Genomic DNA, 19,663 nt, shown 5'->3' on the forward strand with positions numbered 1-19,663 from the left:
CTAGAACGATTTATTGAAGAGGCCGTCGGTTCGCACCGGCGGCCTTTTTCTTTGTCGGCAGCAGAAAAAAGGCCGTGCCCGCAAACCCGGAGCGGACACGGCCCTGCATTCCATCACATCAACCGGAGATCAGGGGCTGCCAGCCTTCTTCACGCCGGCTCGCAGGAAGCCCTTGCTGCCGTTTGCCAATCCCTCCGAGGCCACCAAGCGGAAGGTGTGGAGCTGGTAGTCCGGATCCGCTGAAGCGGTGGACGACACCCAGGCAACCGCAGAAGTATAGGCGGCGAGATTCAGGGAGCCTTTGACCGTGTAAGTGAGGCCAGCCACAGTCGCGGACTGGCTGCCATCGCCTTGGGTGGCGAAGGTGGCGCCAGTGCGCACCGGAATTGTTAGAGTGAGCTCGCGGGTGCCGTTCGCGTTTGTATCCGCGAGGGCGGAGGTAACGCCTCCCAAGCTGGAACCGCTCTGCGGGTTGCCGTTGAAGGCGAACTCCTCTAGATTGGTGATCCCATCCTTGTCAGCATCGTCCGCTCCGGATTGACCGGTGCCGCCTAGCTTCACGGTTTCCCAGGAATCGAGCATGCCGTCGTTGTCGGCATCGCCACCACCGCCGGAGCTGCCCATGCGGACCACGGTCAGGCTCTCCACCTTCACGGTCTTGTGAGTATCCCCGGAGAAGAGATCGATGCCGAAGAAACCTACGGTCAAATCGGACAAGCTGTTGAGGAAGGCAGGCTGGACACCCGGCGTGACATTGATCCCCTCAGCCGACATGGCCCAAGTGCCTCCGACACGGGACAACTCCACCGTGATCGCCCGCCCCGTTGCCAGGACATTCTGATCACCGGGGAAGTTGGCATCGCTATCGTTGTTGCCATTGGTATTCACTCCGAGCCCGGCACGCGTGCCAATGCGGCCGCCGCGGATCAACTGAGTGGCACTGGCCCCGGCGAAGATGCCGATCTGGTCCGCGCCCGCCATAGCCGGCGTGCCCACGAATTTCACTCGCACCTTGAAGTCATCCTGCCCTGTAAAGCCGAGCGACGATAGCGGGATCCCGAGCGCAACTTGGTTGGCCATATTGAGCTGGCCATTGAAATCGGTGGTCTGCGTAAGGAAACTCAGCGAGCCCGTGCCGGTGGTGTCCAGATTGACATTGGGATCATTCGGCACCCACGCAGGATTCGTTCCGGTATTGCCCAAGCGGACCAAGCCGGTGGCCTGCCCATCGGTATCAACAATCGTGGTCGCGGCACCCACGGCCTTGAAGTCCATGAACCTCACGGTATCGGTGACACCATCGCCATTCACGTCTGAGGGCTTGGATGAGGCCAGCTTTGGATCGGAGGTCGCCTGATATTCCTGGAGGTTGTTGGCGCCATCGCCATCCGGATCGCCGGCGGCATTCTGTGAGGTGACGTTGCCGAAGAACTTCACCTCCCAGGCGTCGTCGAGGCCGTCGCCATCCGCATCACCTGCCGGATTGTTGGCGGAAGCCGGATCCGCGGGGTTGGTGCCGTCGAGGTACTCCTGCAGGTCGGTCACGCCATCTAGGTCGAAGTCGCCGGTGCCGTTGCGGCTCGTATCACCGAAGTTGGCGGTCTCCCAACCGTCCGGCATGCCATCGGGCGGCGTTTCCGTTTCCGGGAAGGACAGACGCGACATCGGGTCGGTGTTCGCCGCATACTCCTCGTCGTTGTAGGTGTAGTCGTTGTCAGGATCGCCGAATGCGCCTTGGAGCAGATTGGTGAAGTGGGCGATCTCCCACGAATCCGGCAGGGTATCGCCGTCGATGTCTCCCGGCATGGAAGTCGCGAGCTGCGGATCGGAGCCGGCAGTGAACTCGGCGAAGTTCTTGTAGTTGTCCCCGTCCGGGTCGCCGTCCTTGCCGTTGGCTGGATTGCCGGCCACGCCATTGTTGTTAGGGTTCAGGCCATTGTCATTCGGATCCAGGCCGTGCTCGCTTTCCCAAGCGGTGGGCAGGCCATCACCATCGGCGTCCGCGGCACTGAAGGAGGCAATGAATAGTGAGGGATCCAGCGCGACATTGCTGATGCGTATTTCATCGATCCCGCCGTCCCAGCGATCGACGTGGTCTTGGGTGGGATCGTCATTGGTGCCATAGCGGCCACGGCCAACGGCCCAGCCCCACGGGCTGCCATTCGCGTCATTGCCGGGATTGATCAGGGCTGGATTGGCACTCCCACTGACCGTGGTCGAAGCAACCATGGTGTAGGAGCCCGTGCTGCCGATCTTCTTAAAGAGCTTCAGGGTGGTGCCGTCACAGGTGGCGGCAAAGTGATACCAAGTGCCGGTGGCCATGGTCGTGGTATCGATGGCCTCGTGAGGCAAGCCAGCGGCGTCGACGTAGAGCACGCGGAAGAAATCGGCTGCCGTCTTTTGAAAATAGATGGGGGCCAAGCCCGCTTCGGCTGCCACGCCATTCCCCTCGCGGCCCACCACGGTGCGGTAGCCGCCGAGGACATCGGTGTAGCAGGATGCTTCGATGGTCCAGGTCAGGGAGGTCCATGTGTCCAGATTCACTCCAGTGGGCACGGTCTGGGCGGACCACGTGAAGCTGGCCGGAAAGCCGCCGGAGTTCTCGATGAACCAGCCGTTGGCAGCACCGGTCTGCGGCACGGCGGTGAAAGGAGCACCGACAGTGGCCGGACGATGGATGTGTCCGGAGCCATTGTCATCCCAAGTCAGCAAGCGGTTGCCATTGCCAGACACATCCGGCACCGGAATGCCGACGGGCTGGATCGCGGCGCGACCGTTGGTATCTTGCACGAAGGCACCATCCGTTGGGACGGTTGCGCCTTCGCCTTCGAATCGCCAATAGGCGATGGTATCCGCATGCAGTTGGAGTGGTGCGGTCGTCGCAAGCAGCGGCAAGAACCGAAGCAGCGATTGTCTCACGGAGGAGTGGACGGGGTTCATTTGGGTTCCTTGGGTCGGGTTCGCGGAGCTACCGGAGAGCTTGCCGCTGGAGCGACGCGCTTGGATTCTCCGGTTTCCGATTGAGGCCGAAGATAACACTCCGGGTTCTAGTATGAACCGGGACACGCCGGTATGATTCCGCCAAAGCCAGAATCACAGTTGTCTGACACATCGTGTTAGATCGCGTTGAACACGATCTAACCCCCTCAACAATCAAACACGTTTGCTGCAAAAATTTTTCCTTACGCCCACCAAAACGAGTGAACCTACACTCCCACTTAAAACGCACATTTGCACGATATCGCCACTACGCGTGCAAAATATACCGGGCTGATTTCATGACTCTGCTACTGCGCGAGAAACGCTACGCTAGCTCGGAAAGCAACCGCATCCTCTCTAACAGGACAACTGCGAGACTCCCCGCTTCGGCTCGGAACTTTCGTCGTGCTTGCAGCTATCGCCTGAACCTAACGGCTTGCAGGAGATCCATGAAGCCGTGATCGGCCTCCTATTTCCTGAGGCGATAGAAGCGCTTCGGCACGGTAATCTGATCCGGCACCTTGAACATACCATCGCTAATGACCGGTGCAGCGGGGAAAGGTATCCAGCCAGAGATGAGGATGTCGGAATACTCCAGTGTCCAACCCGTGAGATCACCAGGCCAAGAGAGCGTGACCTCCAGTGCTGCGGTATTCTCGATCTTCAGGCGCGGAGGTGAGCTCACCACGGCCGTAGGTGCCGTGTTGTATTCGATCACATAGCCCTTAGGCAGCTCGAAGCCGGTAATCACGCCTCCCGGGTGGTCCCCCCAAGAGGAGCCAACTGCGGCGCCATCGTAGAATTGCAGGTATTGATAGGAGCCCGCGTAGCCGTCCGGCTGCCCCGACTTCCAATTCGTGTAAGTGAAAGGCTCGCCGGTGGTCCATTGCCAGCCTGCGGAGGTCCTGATCCCGCCGAGCCAAGGTCCGAGACGGTCACCGAACATGCTGGGACCCGTGAACCACGACAGGTCGTTCACGAGTGAGTAAACGAAGTCATTCTCCGCCGCATTGGAGATGGTTGCCAGATAGCCACCCTTTGCAATTGCCGCCAGACCGGCATCATCGCGGGTGATTCCATTGGGTGCCCGGACCGCCTCATAGTAATGGCCCGTGGCGGCGAAGAAGACCGGATCGGCCTTTGCAACAGGCATGGCGAGCGCGAAAATACCCATTCCACAGGCGGGAATCCATCGAGGCGATCTCATGGGACATGCTGTTAGCTTTTTTAATCGTCCTTTTCAAGCCGCAGTGGCCGGGGATTCTAGCCGGCCGGGAAGATCTGCCCCAGCTTCGCGAACAAGGTGGAGAACTCGTCATCCCCCGTCACCGGCACGGCGCCGGTGCGGGTGCCCTCCGGCGGCTCGGGCAGCGTGACCCAGCTACGACATCCACCGTACTTTGCCTCATAGGGAAACTCCCATGGCTGCGCGAGCGCCTCCACGCGGATCAATGCGACGTGGATGCTGCCGCTGCTCATTCCCTTCCCTTCCCAATCGAAGCGCTGGCGGATGGTCTCCTCGGTCCAGATGTGATACGGTTTGAGGGCCGCCACCTGCTCCCAATCGGTAAGGGTCTTGGCCCACAGCGCCTCGCAGTAGTGCGTGATGCGGATGGTCTCGCCCACGGTCCACTCGGGCTGGGTATTCACCGTGCCCTCGCGGACGAACTGGTCCTGGTTGTGGAAGCGGGTCGGGAAGAGGAAGAATGACTCCTCGGCAAAGGAGAAACCAGCACGGCCTTCATGGATGCCGCCCTTGCGCAGGATGATCGATTGCCGCCCGCTCGCCAGAGCGTCGCACACCACCTGCCATTCCTTGAAGCCACTTGCCATGGCGCTTGGGTACGGCGTGGCAAGCGGACTTTCAAGGAGAAGGATCGAGATCGCGCCGGAGACGGCTTCACTTCACGATCGGCACATCGCTGACCGGCGTGATCCTGCTGGTGCAGCGCTTGAAGCCGGGCAGCAGGAATGCTTCCAGCGCATCTGCCTTTTCGGCCTCCACGATGTAGTAAATGACGTGCTCCGGAAAGGCCCCGTACATGGCCACGAGCTTCACGCCCTCGGCAGCCGGATTGTAGAGGGTCTTTGATCCGCCCTCATCTTTCGGGCAGAGGTCGGCGCTGTGGGCCTGGGTGATGTGGAATAACATGGCTTTGGTCCTTCCGTCGTTGTTGGTGTTGGATGGTCCTTGCCGGTCCTCCAGGTCCAGGCCGCTACCAACGCAACGCGCAGGGGGGAGCGCCAAAACACGGGAGGATTTCGCCAAGGGGGGAATGGTGCCGTCAAAGACGGAGACCCCGCCTTTGACGGTCCTATACCCCCATAGGTCCAGAGGCGGAGTTATGCCATCCAAATGTGCTTCCAGCCTGGTGGATGAATCAAAAAGCATTCTCCACCCTCCGCACCAAGGGCTTCTCGCCATGGGTCAGGATCACCTCGATGACATCGAAGCGCCACGGAATCTCCCGGGTGCCTAGTTGGCGGAGCCACTCATTCGCGCCGCGCTCGATCAGGCGCTGCTTCTCACGGTCCACGGCGTCCAGAGGGCGGCCCATGCCACCGGCGCGGCGGGTCTTGACCTCGGCAAAGACCAGCAGCTTGCCCTCGCGCGCGACGACATCCACTTCCCCGCCACGTGGAGCTCTGAAGTTGGCGTAGAGCACCTTGGCACCCTGAGAGCGGAGATAGGCGCGGGCAATGCGCTCTCCGAAGCGGCCCAGAGCGCCGGAGTCCATCTCCCCGCCCCTAGCAGTCCTCAAGCGGCAACGCCAATTGAGCGACGGGCTGAAACGAGCGGCGATGAATGCGGCAAGGCCCATGGTTGCGGAGCGCTTTGAGATGCTGGGGAGTACCATAGCCCATGTGGCTCTCAAAGCCGTAATGCGGAAACTCCCGGGCGTGCTCCAGCATCAGACGGTCGCGCGTAACCTTGGCCAGCACACTGGCCGCGGCGATGGACAGGGAAATGCCATCGCCCTTCACCACCCCATCGTGGGCCCAAGGGAAATTGGGGACGCGCAGGCCATCGATCAGGCAGTGCTGCACCTCGGCCGCCAAGCCCTGCACCGCGCGGGCCATGGCTTGGTGGGTGGCGCGGAGGATATTGATGCGGTCGATCTCCTCTACCTCGGCGAAGGCGACGCACCAGACCACCTTCGGGTCCTCGGTGATTTTCGCGTAGAGCCCCTCGCGCGCGGCCGGAGAGAGTTTCTTGGAGTCATCCAAGCCTTTGCAGCGCCAGCGCTCCGGCACGACCACCGCGGCGGCAGAAACCGGGCCTGCCAGTGGTCCCCGGCCGGCCTCGTCTACTCCTGCGATGATCGTCAGTCCGCGGACCCGGAGGGCTTTCTCCAGCGAAAGGTTGGGCATTGCGCCCTCAGAACTGCCGCATCCGCTGGGGCATTGTCAGGCTAGAATGATCCTCGAGGCCGAAAATCTGGGTCGCGTAGACCGTGCCATCCTCGCCCACCGCGACGCCGATGCCGGTGGCATTGAAGATGCCGCGCATGTTCATCTCGTGGCCGGAGGACTTCTTCCAAGCCTCCACTAGGACCGAGGCTGCATTCTTGCCTTGGCCGCGGCAGGTGGCGACGTTCTCGGAGACGTCGCTCATGCTCATCAGGCGCTGGGCCTTGAGGGCGCGCTCCTCAAAGCCGAAGTGGCTGATGCCGGACTTGCTGTTCCTGAGCATGTACTCGGAGTGCTCGCGGGCCATCTTGTCGAGGCCCGGGTGGCGCGGAAGCTGGCTTTTCCCCTTGGAAGCCCGATAGAAATTCACTTGGGAATAAATCGACCCGTCCAGGGTGCCGTCGGACTTTACGGCGGCCGACGCGGTGGACATCGGCACGGTGGTGGTAGTGGTGGTGAGCTGAGGGCCGCAGGATGCGAACAGCATCCCTCCGACCGCAGCCACCACGAGGCGACTAGGTGTGGTTTTCATGTGGGGCAGCACCGGCCGGGTAGCAAAATTTCTGCCGACTTTAAAGGAAATTTTATATTTCCCTCTGGTTTTGGATCAGCATGCCCGAAGTTTTTACCGAGGGCAAACTCACGGTGGCTAACGGTTGGGCGGGATTTACGCAGGCCAGTTATCCTATCGAAAGGGCCCATTTTCCCGCGGCTTTTGTCCACGCCCCCGGACCAGAGACCCTGAGCAGGATCTACCGGAAAATATCTGGAGACACCTGTTGGCAGCGGCTGAAGGCCTTGGGATAAGGCTCCAATGCCCTATCCCTTCCTTTCCGCATGAGCCACGAACCCATCCAAACCGTCGGACAACAATACCGCCGCCGCTCCTGGGCGGAGCCCTACAAGATCAAGATGGTCGAGCCGATCCGGATGATGTCCCGGCCGGAGCGAGAGGCGGCGATGCGAGAGGCGGGCTACAATACCTTCCTGCTGAAGAGCGAGGAAGTGTACATCGACCTGCTCACGGACTCCGGCACCAGTGCGATGAGCGACTGGCAGTGGGCCGGGATGATGCTCGGTGATGAGGCCTACGCGGGCTCAAAGAACTTCTACAATCTGGAGGCTGCGGTACGGAAGCACTACACCCACCGGCATGTCATTCCGACTCATCAAGGGCGCGGTGCCGAGCACCTCCTGAGCCAGATCATGATCAAGCCGGGCGATGTGGTGCCGGGGAACATGTACTTCACCACCACCCGATTCCACCAGGAGCATGCCGGCGCCAGCTTCGTGGATGTGATCATCGATGAAGCGCATGATCCCGCGGTGATCCTGCCCTTCAAGGGCAACGTGGACTTGGCCAAGCTGGAGCGAGTGCTAACGGAGAATCCCGGCAAGGTCCCCTATGTCTGCCTGGCCGCGACCGTGAACATGGCGGGCGGCCAACCGGTGAGTATGGCCAATGCTCGCGCGGTGAAGGAACTCTGCTCACGCCATCATGTGCCGGTGATGTGCGATGCCACGCGCGCCGTGGAAAATGCCTACTTCATCCAGCAGCGCGAGGACGGCTATAAGGACAAGCCAGTCGACGAGATCCTCCGCGAGTTCTGCAGCCTGACCGATGGCGCCACCATGAGCGGCAAGAAGGACCCGCTGGTGAACATTGGCGGCTGGCTCAGCGTGAACGACGACAAGATCGCAGAGCAGGCGCGCAACCTCGTGGTGGTCTATGAAGGCCTACACACCTACGGCGGCATGGCCGGCCGCGACATGGAAGCGATGGCCCGCGGTATTGAGGAAGCAGTGCAGGATGACCACATTCGCGCGCGCATCGGTCAGGTGGAGTATCTCGGCGAACTCCTACAGGACTGGGGCATCCCCATCGTCCTGCCAGTGGGTGGCCACGCCATCTATCTGGATGCGCGGCGCTTCTATCCCGAGATGCCGCAGACCTCCTTCCCAGCGCAGACCCTCGCGGCAGAACTCTATCTTGACTCAGGCGTCCGCGCGATGGAGCGCGGCATCGTCTCCGCCGGCCGCAATCAGAAAACCGGCGACCACTACTACCCGAAACTGGAAATGGTGCGCCTCACCCTCCCCCGCCGCGTCTATACCCAAGCCCACATGGACGTCGTCGCGGAAAGCGTGCAAGCAGTCTATCAGAACCCCAACAAGCCCGCCGGCATGAAGATGGTCTATGAACCGGAAGCCCTACGCTTCTTCCAAGCGAGGTTCGAGCCGCTATGAGCTGAGGCCGCTTGCTTTCGGAAAGCGCGTTAACAAAGCCGGCTTCGTCCCGGAAAGCTGGCTTTCTCAGTAAACTCCTCGAAAGAGAAGCTGGAGCCGCTGGTCGGATTTGAACCGACGACCTGCTCATTACGAATGAGCTGCTCTACCCCTGAGCTACAGCGGCGTCTTCTTGCGAAGCGGGCGGGAATGAATCAGACCAGAGCGCTTCCGGCAAGAGGATTTGCGGGGGCTCGCCCCCACAAAATCCCCAGCGGCGTCCGGAGTCGCTCCACTCAATAGACGTCGCGCAGGTAGCGCTTGTCCTTCTTGAGCTGCGCGATGAAGGCGGCGGCATCGTCCTTGGAAAGGCCGCCGTGCTGCTCGGCGATGGTGTGGAGAGCGGCGTCGACGTCCTTTGCCATGCGGGAGGCATCGCCGCAGACATAGAAGGCGGCACCGTCCTGGAACCACTTCCAGAGCTCAGCCCCATTCTGGAGCATCAGGTTCTGGACGTAGATCTTCTCCTTCTGGTCGCGGGACCAAGCGAGATCGAGGCGCTGCAGCGCACCCTCGTTCTGGAAGGCGGTCAGCTCATCCGCATAGAGGAAGTCCGTGGCTTGGTAGGGATTGCCAAAGAAGAGCCAATTGGCACCCTTCGCTCCGGTCAGCTTGCGCTCTTCGAGGAAGGCGCGGAAGGGAGCGATACCGGTGCCGGGACCGACCATGATGACCGGCGTGTCGCCGTTCTCCGGCAGACGGAAGGCCTTGTTCGAGTGGACGAAAACGCCGGGCTTCAGGCCCTCCGCGCGGTCGGCGAGGAAGGTCGAGCAAATCCCGCCGCGCTTACGGCCGTAAGTATTGTAGCGGACGATGCCGATGCAGAGGTGGACCTCACCGGGGTGGGCCTTCGGGCTGGAGGCGATCGAGTAGAGGCGCGGCTGGAGCTTCTTCAGCACGCCCACGAAGTCTTCCGCATCGGTGAAATCGGCGGGATGATCAACCACCAGATCGATCAGGTCGCGGCCCCAGCAGAAATCATCCCAAGCCTTCTTGTCATCCGCCGCCACGAGGGAGCGCAGGAAAGGCGAGCCGCTGCGAGCCTGCCACTTCTGGATCAGGGACTTGTTGAGATTGCCGATGTCGTAGGAGCTTATCAGCGCCTCGCGCAGGGTCACCTCACCACCGTCCGGCAGGGGCACAAAGACCTTGGTATTGAAGGGCAGCGCGGCGAGGATCTCGTCCACCACTTCCGACGGGTTTTCCGGGAACACACCGAGGGCATCGCCCACTTCGTATTCGAGTCCGGAGCCATCAAGCGAAAGCGATATGTGGTGGGTCTGCTTGTCGCCCGGGCCGTTGAGGTTGAAATTCGCAAGAATGTCCGAGGGGAACGGGTTCTTCTTCGAGAAGCCTGTGTCCACCTGCTCCACCGCCGCGGCAGCGCCATTCGAGGACGCGGCACCCGCGGGAGCGAGGACAGAAATGATGCCATCCGACCACTGCTTGAAGGGACCGTCGTAGTCGACGTCGCTATCGATCCGCTGGAAGAAGCGGCTGGCGCCGAGCTGCTCAAGGCGGGCATCGAAATCGATCCCGCACTTGCAGTAGTCCGGATAGTTCGTGTCACCCAGCGCGAGCACGGAGAATTTCACGCCTTCCAAACGCGGGGCGGCGTCGCTACGGATCCAGTTGTAGAGCTCCGTCGCATTGTCGGGCGGCTCTCCGTCACCGTAGGTGGAAGTGATGATCAGCAGGTTCTTCTCCTGCGCGAGACGGCCACGGTCGTAGGCGGCCATGTCGAAGACTTCCGGCTCGAAATTGCCCTTCTTGAGGGTTTTGACGAGTTTCTTGGAGAGCCCCTCGGCATTGCCGGTCTGGGAGCCCCAGAGGATGGTCACTGGCACGGCAGGCCCCGATGGGGCTGCTGCGGCGGCGGAAGCGGCACCGGTGAGGAGATTGGAAAGGAATTGGCCAAGCCAGACACGCTGCTCGGCCGAAAAGGGTGCGTCTTCGGGGATCTGGATGAAAGAGGACATTGAAACGAAAGGCCCCCCGGGCCCGGGGGGCGGGAACATATGGCTTGGGCGATGCCGTTCAAGCGCGTTTCATGCCACCGGGCGATCCGCACGATTCCTTCTATGAAACGGCGGGGTGAACGGCGCTCATGGAAGGGAGCGCGTGATACCTCGGGAAATAGGTTTTATAGGTCGTATAGGACCTACACCTCCCCGTCAGGGTAGAGCTGGTGGTACTTGATCGCCTCCACCCCAACTGCGGCAGCGGTGCCGAAAATTGTTTCCTCGGAGGCCGTCCGCGGGACTTGGGCGCAGGGGCGGGCCAAACCGGCCAGAATCTGGCCGTAGTTGATCGCGCCAGCGCAGTGCTGGAGCAGCTTCAGGGAAATGTGCGCCGCATCCAAGTTCGGGAAGACCAGCACGTCCGCAGCTTCGCGGATGCCCGAGTTCGGCAGCTTGATTTCCGCGGCGGCTGGATCAAGGGCGACGTCGGCCTGGATCTCACCGCTGATTTCGAAATCGAGGTAGGCGGACTTGGCCTTTTCCACGGCGAGGGCGGTGGCGGCGGCCATCTTGCGGGCCTCATCCGTGCCGGCGGAGCCCTTGGTCGAGTGGCTGAGCAGGGCAATCCGCGGCTCGCGGCCGAGGAAGTGCTTAGCCAGCTTGCCCGTTTCGATGGCGATCGCGGCCAATTGGTCCACGCTCGGCTGCGGAATCAGACCGCAATCGGCCAGGAAAAGGATGCCATCGCTGCCGAAATGCTGCAGGTGCGGCGCGACGAGGACCATCATGCCGAACATCTTCGGCACCTCGGGAAGAGGCTGGATGGTGTGCAGCAGGGCCCGGAACAGGGTCGCCGGCAGGGTCTGATTGCCCCCCACCAGGGCGTCGGCCTGGCCGTATTGGACCATCATCGCCCCGAAATAGTGCGGGCGGGCCACCACGTCGGCGGGATCGGCGGCGGAAAGCTTGCGATAGCGCTCGACCTTGGCGAAACGCTGGCAAAAGAGCCCGAAATCGGAGGATTTGGCGGGCTCGATGACGTTGACGAATTTCAGGCTGATGCCGTTCTCGCCTGCCAGATCGCGGATTGCCTGGCGGTTGCCGAGTAGCACCGGGACCGCGGCTTCCTCCGCCACCAGCCGTGCGGCGGCGCGCAGCACACGGAGATCTTCACCCTCGGTGAAAACAATCCGCTTCGGGTGATTCTTGAGTTTCCCGATCTGGTAGTCGGTGAATGGATTGCTGCCTGGAGAAGGGCTGGAAAGATCGTTCGACATCGGAAATCCCGGCGGTGCTTGCGCGTGTCCCGGACTCTAGTATCCCTAACGAAAATCAAGCAACCCGAAACCCCGCCCGGTTCGTGCCAGCCGACTACCATTCCCACACCCCTCTCTGTAAACACGCCATTGGCAGCCCGGAAGAATACGTGGCCGCCGCCCGCGCTGCCGGGCTGACGGAATACGGGATTTCCGACCATGCCCCGGCCCGCCCTGAGCCCTTCGACGATTGGCGGATGGCGGAGGCGGAATTGCCCCAATATTTCGAGTGGATCGCCCGGGCCCGGGCCGCCGCCGGTCCCCTGCCCATCCGCGCCGGGCTGGAATGCGACTGGTTGGCGGGCTGCGAAAGCTGGATCGAGGATCTGGCCGGACGCTACCCTTGGGACTACCTGATCGGCTCCGTCCACTACCTCGGGGCTTGGGATTTCGACAACCCGAAGTGGCTCGGCCGCTGGGGCGAGGAGGACGTGGAACAGGTCTGGGCGCACTACTGGCAGACCTACGCGGCGATGGCGAAGAGCCAGCTTTTCGACATCATGGGCCACCCGGATCTGGTGAAGAAGTTCTCCTTCCGGCCGGAGGGCGACCTCGCGCGCTTCTATGAGCCTGCCATTGCAGCGATTGCCGAGTCCGGCAGCGCGATCGAGCTGAACACGGCGGGCTGGCACAAGCCCTGTGCCGAGGCTTATCCGCATCCGCGCTTTCTGGAGCTGGCGTATCAGGCCGGTATCCCGCTGGTGATTTCGTCGGACGCGCATGCACCGGGCGAAGTGGCGCGGGATTTCCCGAAGGCGATCGAATGGGCGAAGTCGGCGGGGTATCAGGAGACAGCTTTGTTTGAGAAGCGGGTGCGGACCCGTGAGGCTATTCCCTGAGCACTCCCACGCCAAGCAGATGAGATTTGACCTTGGATCAGCGAAGCTGTTCCAAGCATAGTTAGCCTGTGCCCTACTTGATCAACGTTTACGCCACGGTTGTCCAATTACCGGCCAAGAACTTTCCGCATAGCCACCACTCAGAACGGGATCGCGATCACCCCGAGATGGCCGAGCATCTCAAAGAGGTCTGGAGTCGCGCGGCGAGTCGCGGAGGCCGCAAGATGAACTATCTCAAGTTTTACCTGGTCCAGCACCTTGTCCGGGCCCGTCACCACATCTGCCTTACAATTCAAGACGAGGACGTGGATGCTTTCAGCGATTGGGCGGTTTCCGTCAACGGGCTACTTTATATCGAGCCAAGTTTATTTCTGGATCCCCGCGGGTATACGTTCCTGCTCCCCGAAGGTGCCCCAGAAGAGGACGACGCCCAAGTGCCTTTTCCCGATGATGCCGTGAAACGAAAGGAACGACACATGGAGGATTTCGCCCGGCGTGGCTGGAAGGTGCAGGCAGCCCTCCCTCCCGTTCTCGGAGAGGCGGAGGTCCTATTAAGGTCGGAAGAAGAAACCGCATTGCGCCTGTTCGCGCTACTGACTACGGCAACTCAAGCCAATCACATGTTGAAGGGCGAGGCTGACCACGCTGCCTCGATCAGGGAATTTTTGCTATGCCCATCGCGCCGGGATGACCTGACGCGAGAAGAGCTGGCTTTCATAACGAATGATCAACCCTCCGAGCAGGACATGCTTGATTTCGTGTGGCGCTTTGAAGCCGTGAATGTCCTGGCATGGGCCTTGGGGATAGAAGCAGAGTTCGCCTTTCCCATTGAATACTGCGACCTTGAAAAGGTCGTCACAAAGCTCGAAGCGGCGATGGAAGGCCCTGAAGACTACCCGCCCGAGTTTCGTCCGCTGTCAGAGATTCTGGATCAGCTCGATCTTCACTATCGCCTTCATTGGATCATCAAGCGGGCCAATCTGGACAACCAGTCACCTCCAGACGGCCTGCTTCCCGATGTGATCCGGGAACGCCACCGTGCTCTCAACTGGCTAACCGGATTCCGCAACCTGGATTCGGAATGGGACTACACAAGCACTGGAACTTGAACATGAACCTCGGCTTCTTCGCATCACACGGCGGCTCGAACATGCAGGCCATCATCGATGCCACCAAAGCTGGCAAGCTGAAGGCGCGTCCCGCCCTGCTGATCTCCAACAACCGCAACTCGCAAGCGACGGCACGGGCGGAGCAGGAGGGCATGCCCTTCCAAGTGATGAACTCCGTCACGCACGCCGATTCCGACGCGCTCGATCAAGCGATGCTGGATGCACTGCGCGAGCACCAGATCGATCTGATCATCCTCGCCGGCTACATGAAGAAGATCGGCCCGAAGGTGCTGGCTGCCTACGAAGGCCGCATTCTCAACATCCACCCCGCCCTGCTACCGAAGTTCGGTGGCCAAGGGATGTTCGGCCAGCATGTGCACCGTGCGGTGCTGGAGGCGGGCGAAACCGTCACCGGCGTCACCATCCATCTCGTGAACGACCACTACGACGAAGGCCGGATCCTCGCGCAGAGCGAGGTGCCGGTGCTACCGGGCGATAGCGTGGAGAGCTTGGCCGCACGGGTGCTGGTGCGGGAGCACCAGTTCTTCGTCGAGACGCTGGCAAAGATTGCAGAGGGCGAGCTTCAGCTTTGAGCCCATGCCCTCAGCGGGCACCAAGCTCGATGAGGGTCTTCAAGGTATCTCCCACGGTCCTGATCTTCGCCGCATCCTCATCGCGGATGCTCAGGTTGAACTCTTCTTCACAGGCCATCACCAACTCCACGGCATCGAGGCTGTCCGCGCCGAGGTCTTTGAAGAGGTCGGCGGTGAGGACGACCTTGTCCGCCGTTACGCCCAGTTGATCGACGATGATCTTCTTCAGCCTGGCCTCGACTTTGATGACCCGCGGATCACTGCCCAGCACCTCCTTGGGAGTCGGGACATCGGTGGAGAGGATAGGGCTCTTCTCCACCTTGGGCGCTGGCTTTTCCTGAGCCGCCGGAGCTTCCGCCTTCGGCGCAGGCTCGGGTGCCTTTTCCGGGGCGCGCTTGCAAGCCCCCAAGCTCAGGGCACCAAGGGACAGAATTATCGGGAGTTGCTTCTTCATGGCAAAGGTCGCGCGCGGGACCATTGTTCTGCCGGAATGGCGCGGCGGTCAAGGTGCGGCAAGGGTTCCGATTCAGCGTGACATTCCATCCGGAGAGGTAGGAACTTCGTGGGATGAAGCGAGCTCTCCTGATCGCACTTGCCGCCGGAATGATCCCGGTCGCCTCCGCCCAACTGATCGAACCGGGACCGAAACGGCGGCCGCACACGCAGGATTCCACCGGAGGCTACGAGGCGAGCCCGGAGGAGAAGAAGTTCGAGGCCAAGAAGCCGATCACCACGGAAAGCGGTTTCGGGAGCACGAAGGCGGACAGCCTGCTGGGAGTCAAGGGCAAGCTGGTCTCGTGGTTTGGCATCGTGCGTGAGCTGCCCGGCAAGGACGGCGGGACCTACCTGATCGAGCACAAGTATTTCGACGGCTTGAATGACGACCACATCCAGCTCGCATCGCTCTACGGAGCCGGCGATTTCCACGTGGAGGCAAAGGATCCCAGGGGCGAGATCAAGCGCCTCGCGCTAGTTCGGGTGATCGGCACGGTGACCGAGGAAAAGGACAAAGTGCCAACCGTGAAGGCCGACTACATCCGGGTCTGGAAGATGGGAGACTACACCTTCATGGACTACGGCGTGGATGCCAGCAACGAGAAGTGGAAGAAGCTCCGCAAAGAGATGGAGCTCATCTACGATCCGGATCCGGACGCCGCCTACTACGAGAAGCTGCTAGGGAAATGAGCTGCGGCTAGGAATCAATCCCGCTTGCGCAGCCTCAGGAAGGGCCGCTCGCAAACCAGGAAGAACAGGTACGAGGCCACCAGGATTAGCGCGGAGCCAAGCGTCGCGAGACTAAGGAACATTGCCAAAGGTCTTTCCTGGAGGGAGGCCAGAGGATATTGCCATAGCACCTGCAAGAGCGGAGCGTGAATCAGATAGACGCTATAGGCAAAGGTACCAATGAAGACCAAGGGCCGCCACGCGAGGAAACGGGTGAGCCAGAAGCTCTCATCGCGCGAAACCGTGATCAGCAGGGCCATGGAGGCCAGGCCGGCAAAGGCATCGCGGAATTGGTAGGGAATGGCAGCTCCGCCGGGCAGACTGGCCACTGAGACCGCTGCCAGCAGGATCGCGGCACCCAGAGTGATCAGGGACCAAGGCCAGCGCCTCATTCCGCTGGGCGCACCATCCTTCGAACAGGCCAAGGTCGCGGCCAGCATGCCCATGCCGAAGAAGCCAAGATAGTGCGCATGGAGCGAGGCATGGATCGCCCATTCGCCGAGCCCGAAGAGGAGGTAAGAGACGACGGTGAGGACGAGGGTCGCAGCTAGTGGCCCAAGCTTCCGCCACAGCCACAGGGGCAGCGGGAAGAGCAGGTAGATCCGCCACTCCACCGCGATGGACCACAAGACATGGTTGATACTGAGATCCTCGCCGGTCGCATCATGCAGCATCACGAGGTGGGTCCAGAGGCTCCGGACCTTCACTGGCAGGCTTACATCCCAATGAGTGCCGGTTTTCTGGCCGATCAGAGTCCAGATTAGCAGCAAGGACAGGCCCACGGCGAAGTAGTAAGGCGGCAGGATGCGCCAGGCACGGCGCTTGAGGAAATTGAGGTAGCCACCGCGCAGGGTTCCCCCGCTGCGCAAAACCGGGAGCATCAAGCAAAAGCCGGAAAGCACGATGAAGAGGACCACGGCATAGTGGCCGAAGTAGAGCGGCCGCAGGACCATCCGCAGCGGCCCGGTAAGCGGCTGGCGGGAGAAATCCACCTGCAGGACCGCATGATGCAAGACGACGAAGAGCGCAGCCAAAGCCCGCAACCCGTCGAGGTAGGGCAAGTGCCGCTCGCGGGTCACGGGTTCGGGAGTGCGGAGCGGGAGGTCGATGGCCCGCTTCTGGCAGCACTCGGCAGGGGCGGCAAGACGGGACTCGTGACACCTCGAATCAATCGCTTCAATCTTTCCATTGAAGCGCTTTTATTCCCAAACAATTCACACTCCAGATCGCAGGCATCAGCGGCTTACAGGCTGCATCGCCAAAGTTATTCACAGCTCCTCCTAACAAAAGCCACCGAGCTTTGGTCCAATCTGCTAGGGAATCTCGACACCTGCCGTAGTCTGTCCCCAATCGCATGTGGTCCCGGCTCTTCCTCGTATTCCTTCTGATCGGAACTGCATGCGCTGCCATGCCATTCCGCGAGGATCGCCTGCGGGCGATCGACGACGCGATCCAGCAGGCGATTACCGATGCGCGGACGCCGGGCGCAGTGTTCCGCTTGGAGAGGGAGGGCGTGGTTTACCAACGGGCCTACGGCAGCCGCGCCATCGTCCCGGAGCGGGAGCCCATGAGCGAGGACACGATCTTCGATGCGGCCTCGCTGACCAAGGTGATCGCGACGACCTCCGCGGTCATGAAGCTGGTGGAGGCCGGGAAACTGGACCCCGAGGCACCAGCGAGCCGCTACCTGCCGGAGTTCGGCACGCTGGGAAAGGAGCGGATCACCCTGCGGCACCTGTTGACCCATAGCTCCGGTCTGCGGGCAGGGCTCTCACCCAATGGCGATTGGAAGGGCAAGGAGGAGGCGCTCAAGCGGGTCTGTCAGGAGGCACCCACCAAAGATCCGGGAACATCCTACCTCTATAGCGACATCAATTTCATCACGCTCGGTTTCATTGTGGAGCGGGTCTCAGGCAAAACCCTGGATGCCTTTTGTGCCGAGGAGATCTTCCAGCCACTCGGAATGAAGGACAGCGGGTTCCGCCCCTTCGATCCCAAGGTGAATCCCCTGCCCCAGCCGGCGGACACCGGCCGGATCGCCCCCACGGAGATGATTGGCAAGGTAGTCCTGCGCGGCGTGGTGCATGATCCGACTTCGCGGCGGATGGGAGGTGTAGCCGGCCACGCGGGGCTCTTCCTCACGGTGGAGGATCTCGGGCGCTTCGCGCGGATGCTGCTGGGTGGCGGCGAACTCGACGGCGTGCGGATCTTCCGGCCGGAAACCGTGGAGGCCATGACCCACATACAATCGCCGGAAGGGCTGCCGCGGCGTGGCTTCGGCTGGGATATCGACTCGCCCCATGCCGGACCGCGGGGAGAGATTTTCCCGATCGGCAGCTACGGCCACACCGGCTGGACCGGCACCCGCTTATGGATCGATCCCTTCTCGAAGACTTCAGTCATCTTCCTCTCCAACCGGAACCATCCGGATGAAAAGGGCGGAGTGGTGAAGCTGCAGGGCCAGTTGGGAACCCTGGCCGCGGAGGCGATCCCGGATTTCAATTTCCAGCATGTGCCGGGAGCCTTGGAAGCGGAACCGGCAAAAGCCGTCGCGGCCAAACCGCCCGCTCCCAGCGGGCCCGTCCTGAATGGCATCGACGTGCTGAAGCGCGAGGACTTCCGCCAGCTCCGCGGCTGCAAGGTCGGGCTGATCACCAACCAGACCGGAATCGACCGCGAGCGGAATACCACGATCGACCTGCTGCAAAAGGCCCCCGGCTTGAAGCTGGTGGCACTGTTCAGCCCCGAGCACGGAATCCGCGGGGATCTGGATCGCGAGGGAATCGGTGACACCACCGACGAGAAGACCGGCCTGCCGGTTTGCAGCCTCTACGGGGAGCGCCGCAGCCCAACAGCAGAGCAGCTCGCGGGGATCGACACGCTGGTATTCGACATCCAGGACATCGGCTGCCGCTTCTACACCTACATCTCGACCATGACGAATTGCATGGAAGCAGCGGGCAGGGCGAAGTTGCGCTTCGTCGTGCTGGACCGGGTCAATCCGATCGGCCCGATCGTTGAGGGGCCGGTCCTCAGCGCGGAAAGGAGCTTCGTAGCCGCACACGAGATTCCGTTGCGCCACGGCATGACGGTGGGCGAGCTGGCGCGGATGATCGACGCGGAGCGGAAGTTCGGTGCGCAGCCGGAGGTGATCCGCTGCGAGGGCGGACCGGCGCTGCAGTGGTTTGATGGCAGCGGGCAGCCGTGGCAGAACCCCTCCCCCAACATGCGCGGGCCTACCGCGGCGATCCTCTACCCCGGCGTGGGGATGCTGGAATTCTGCAAGCTGAGCGTGGGCCGCGGTACCGACACGCCTTTTGAATTACTAGGTGCTCCGTACATCGACGAACTCCGCTTTGCCGCTGATCTGAATCAAGTCGGCCTGCCGGGAGTGCGTTTCGTGCCGACGCGCTTCACGCCAGTGGCGAGCGTCTTCAAGGATCTGGAGTGCCGCGGGGTGAGAATCCTGCTGACCGATCGTGAGAGTTTCCGTGCCGCGGATTTGGGGATGGTGCTGGCAGCCACATTGCAGCGGCTCTACGGGGACAAAGTGGAGCTTGGGAAAATGGCGAAGCTCATCGGTGATCCGGCGACCTTGGATGCGTTAATTCAACAGCAGGCGCCCGACGCGATTCGCAAGCTCCGCGACCGCGGCGTGGCGGACTTCCTGACACGCAGGAAGCCCTTCCTGCTCTACCCGCGATAAACCGGGAATACCTCCCACGCTGGAACCCAGAAGCTCAGGTGGACTTGGAAGCTTGGGAATCCGGCGGAGGCACGCGGACTCAAGATTTCACCTTGAGTGCCGGTCTCCTCGCTTTCGAAGAAAGACTGGCGTTCCCCGGTTTTCCGGGCGGGACGGAGAAACAAAGGACTGAGGGTCGCCCCGCGGCAGCCGATGGCACCTTTGCGCATTTCCAAAATCGGCTTCATTTCCCATTCTGT

Annotated in this window: 17 protein-coding genes and 1 tRNA gene; 6 read left to right on the plus strand and 12 right to left on the minus strand. The window is 61.6% G+C overall.

The genetic code is table 11. The features are described from left to right. Positions 1-129: 129 nt before the first annotated feature. The 7 genes from BV071_RS05095 to BV071_RS05125 form a co-directional block, all read right to left on the minus strand. Positions 130-2,940, minus strand: coding sequence for a hypothetical protein (locus BV071_RS05095; RefSeq protein WP_265594094.1), 2,811 nt, complete (start codon positions 2,938-2,940; stop codon positions 130-132). 508 nt (positions 2,941-3,448) lie between these two features. Continuing rightward, positions 3,449-4,186, minus strand: coding sequence for a lectin-like protein (locus BV071_RS32525; protein WP_265594095.1), 738 nt, complete (start codon positions 4,184-4,186; stop codon positions 3,449-3,451). Between the two features lie 56 nt (positions 4,187-4,242). Further along, positions 4,243-4,812 (minus strand): DUF1802 family protein, encoded by a 570-nt coding sequence (locus tag BV071_RS05105; RefSeq protein WP_035603103.1) that lies wholly within the window; start codon positions 4,810-4,812, stop codon positions 4,243-4,245. Positions 4,813-4,879: 67 nt separating this feature from the next. Then, positions 4,880-5,131 carry a hypothetical protein gene (locus BV071_RS05110; protein WP_035603104.1) on the minus strand — a complete coding sequence of 84 codons (252 nt, stop codon included), beginning with the start codon at positions 5,129-5,131 and terminating at the stop codon, positions 4,880-4,882. Between the two features lie 229 nt (positions 5,132-5,360). Then, positions 5,361-5,717 carry a YraN family protein gene (locus BV071_RS05115; protein ID WP_035603106.1) on the minus strand — a complete coding sequence of 119 codons (357 nt, stop codon included), beginning with the start codon at positions 5,715-5,717 and terminating at the stop codon, positions 5,361-5,363. 10 nt (positions 5,718-5,727) lie between these two features. After that, entirely contained in the window at positions 5,728-6,351 is a 624-nt protein-coding gene (locus tag BV071_RS05120) for a ribonuclease HII (RefSeq protein WP_035603108.1), read from the minus strand. A gap of 7 nt (positions 6,352-6,358) precedes the next feature. After that, positions 6,359-6,922 (minus strand): CAP domain-containing protein, encoded by a 564-nt coding sequence (locus BV071_RS05125; protein WP_081885800.1) that lies wholly within the window; start codon positions 6,920-6,922, stop codon positions 6,359-6,361. 305 nt (positions 6,923-7,227) lie between these two features. Between BV071_RS05125 and BV071_RS05130 the strand changes: the two genes are divergently transcribed. Next, a complete protein-coding gene (locus BV071_RS05130) occupies positions 7,228-8,637 on the plus strand; it encodes a tyrosine phenol-lyase (RefSeq protein WP_035603109.1) in 1,410 nt (469 codons plus the stop codon). A gap of 91 nt (positions 8,638-8,728) precedes the next feature. Here BV071_RS05130 and BV071_RS05135 read toward each other — a convergent pair. The 3 genes from BV071_RS05135 to BV071_RS05145 all read right to left on the minus strand — a co-directional run bounded on the left by BV071_RS05135 (position 8,729) and on the right by BV071_RS05145 (position 11,914). Further along, positions 8,729-8,803, minus strand: a tRNA-Thr gene (locus BV071_RS05135). A 109-nt stretch (positions 8,804-8,912) separates the two neighbouring features. Beyond that, positions 8,913-10,655, minus strand: coding sequence for a sulfite reductase subunit alpha (locus BV071_RS05140; RefSeq protein ID WP_035603110.1), 1,743 nt, complete (start codon positions 10,653-10,655; stop codon positions 8,913-8,915). A 182-nt stretch (positions 10,656-10,837) separates the two neighbouring features. Beyond that, positions 10,838-11,914 carry a phosphate acyltransferase gene (locus BV071_RS05145; RefSeq protein ID WP_052572918.1) on the minus strand — a complete coding sequence of 359 codons (1,077 nt, stop codon included), beginning with the start codon at positions 11,912-11,914 and terminating at the stop codon, positions 10,838-10,840. A gap of 83 nt (positions 11,915-11,997) precedes the next feature. Between BV071_RS05145 and BV071_RS05150 the strand changes: the two genes are divergently transcribed. The 3 genes from BV071_RS05150 to purN all read left to right on the plus strand — a co-directional run bounded on the left by BV071_RS05150 (position 11,998) and on the right by purN (position 14,494). Further along, a complete protein-coding gene (locus BV071_RS05150; protein ID WP_035603111.1) occupies positions 11,998-12,792 on the plus strand; it encodes a histidinol-phosphatase HisJ family protein in 795 nt (264 codons plus the stop codon). Between the two features lie 68 nt (positions 12,793-12,860). After that, on the plus strand, positions 12,861-13,901 hold the full coding sequence (locus BV071_RS05155; protein ID WP_265594096.1) for a DUF4272 domain-containing protein: 1,041 nt from the start codon (positions 12,861-12,863) through the stop codon (positions 13,899-13,901). Next, a complete protein-coding gene (gene purN, locus BV071_RS05160) occupies positions 13,874-14,494 on the plus strand; it encodes a phosphoribosylglycinamide formyltransferase (protein WP_052572919.1) in 621 nt (206 codons plus the stop codon). Before BV071_RS05155 ends, purN begins: the two co-directional genes overlap by 28 nt. 10 nt (positions 14,495-14,504) lie before the next feature. On the opposite strand, the gene acpP is transcribed toward purN, so the two are convergent. Beyond that, complete coding sequence (acpP, locus tag BV071_RS35180; protein ID WP_035603190.1) at positions 14,505-14,741, minus strand: acyl carrier protein; 237 nt, start codon at positions 14,739-14,741, stop codon at positions 14,505-14,507. A gap of 320 nt (positions 14,742-15,061) precedes the next feature. Here acpP and BV071_RS05170 point away from each other — a divergent pair, with 320 nt between their 5' ends. Beyond that, entirely contained in the window at positions 15,062-15,679 is a 618-nt protein-coding gene (locus BV071_RS05170; RefSeq protein WP_035603116.1) for a hypothetical protein, read from the plus strand. Between the two features lie 14 nt (positions 15,680-15,693). On the opposite strand, the gene BV071_RS05175 is transcribed toward BV071_RS05170, so the two are convergent. Then, positions 15,694-16,797: an acyltransferase gene (locus BV071_RS05175; RefSeq protein ID WP_052572920.1), complete on the minus strand. Its 1,104-nt coding sequence runs from the start codon at positions 16,795-16,797 to the stop codon at positions 15,694-15,696. 329 nt (positions 16,798-17,126) lie between these two features. Here BV071_RS05175 and BV071_RS05180 point away from each other — a divergent pair, with 329 nt between their 5' ends. After that, positions 17,127-19,424: an exo-beta-N-acetylmuramidase NamZ domain-containing protein gene (locus BV071_RS05180; RefSeq protein WP_265594097.1), complete on the plus strand. Its 2,298-nt coding sequence runs from the start codon at positions 17,127-17,129 to the stop codon at positions 19,422-19,424. Positions 19,425-19,663 lie beyond the last annotated feature (239 nt).

The organism is Haloferula sp. BvORR071, assembly GCF_000739615.1.
In the GTDB taxonomy this organism is placed as follows: Bacteria; Verrucomicrobiota; Verrucomicrobiia; order Verrucomicrobiales; family Akkermansiaceae; genus Haloferula.

Excerpts from the sequence above, each read along its gene's own strand:
- BV071_RS05095 (WP_265594094.1), bottom strand. The coding sequence starts at position 2,940 with ATGAACCCCGTCCACTCCTCCGTGAGACAATCGCTGCTTCGGTTCTTG.
- BV071_RS32525 (WP_265594095.1), bottom strand. The coding sequence starts at position 4,186 with ATGAGATCGCCTCGATGGATTCCCGCCTGTGGAATGGGTATTTTCGCG.
- BV071_RS05105 (WP_035603103.1), bottom strand. The coding sequence starts at position 4,812 with ATGGCAAGTGGCTTCAAGGAATGGCAGGTGGTGTGCGACGCTCTGGCG.
- BV071_RS05110 (WP_035603104.1), bottom strand. The coding sequence starts at position 5,131 with ATGTTATTCCACATCACCCAGGCCCACAGCGCCGACCTCTGCCCGAAA.
- BV071_RS05115 (WP_035603106.1), bottom strand. The coding sequence starts at position 5,717 with ATGGACTCCGGCGCTCTGGGCCGCTTCGGAGAGCGCATTGCCCGCGCC.
- BV071_RS05120 (WP_035603108.1), bottom strand. The coding sequence starts at position 6,351 with ATGCCCAACCTTTCGCTGGAGAAAGCCCTCCGGGTCCGCGGACTGACG.
- BV071_RS05125 (WP_081885800.1), bottom strand. The coding sequence starts at position 6,922 with ATGAAAACCACACCTAGTCGCCTCGTGGTGGCTGCGGTCGGAGGGATG.
- BV071_RS05130 (WP_035603109.1), top strand. The coding sequence starts at position 7,228 with ATGAGCCACGAACCCATCCAAACCGTCGGACAACAATACCGCCGCCGC.
- BV071_RS05140 (WP_035603110.1), bottom strand. The coding sequence starts at position 10,655 with ATGTCCTCTTTCATCCAGATCCCCGAAGACGCACCCTTTTCGGCCGAG.
- BV071_RS05145 (WP_052572918.1), bottom strand. The coding sequence starts at position 11,914 with ATGTCGAACGATCTTTCCAGCCCTTCTCCAGGCAGCAATCCATTCACC.
- purN (WP_052572919.1), top strand. The coding sequence starts at position 13,874 with ATGGGACTACACAAGCACTGGAACTTGAACATGAACCTCGGCTTCTTC.
- BV071_RS05170 (WP_035603116.1), top strand. The coding sequence starts at position 15,062 with ATGAAGCGAGCTCTCCTGATCGCACTTGCCGCCGGAATGATCCCGGTC.
- BV071_RS05180 (WP_265594097.1), top strand. The coding sequence starts at position 17,127 with ATGCCATTCCGCGAGGATCGCCTGCGGGCGATCGACGACGCGATCCAG.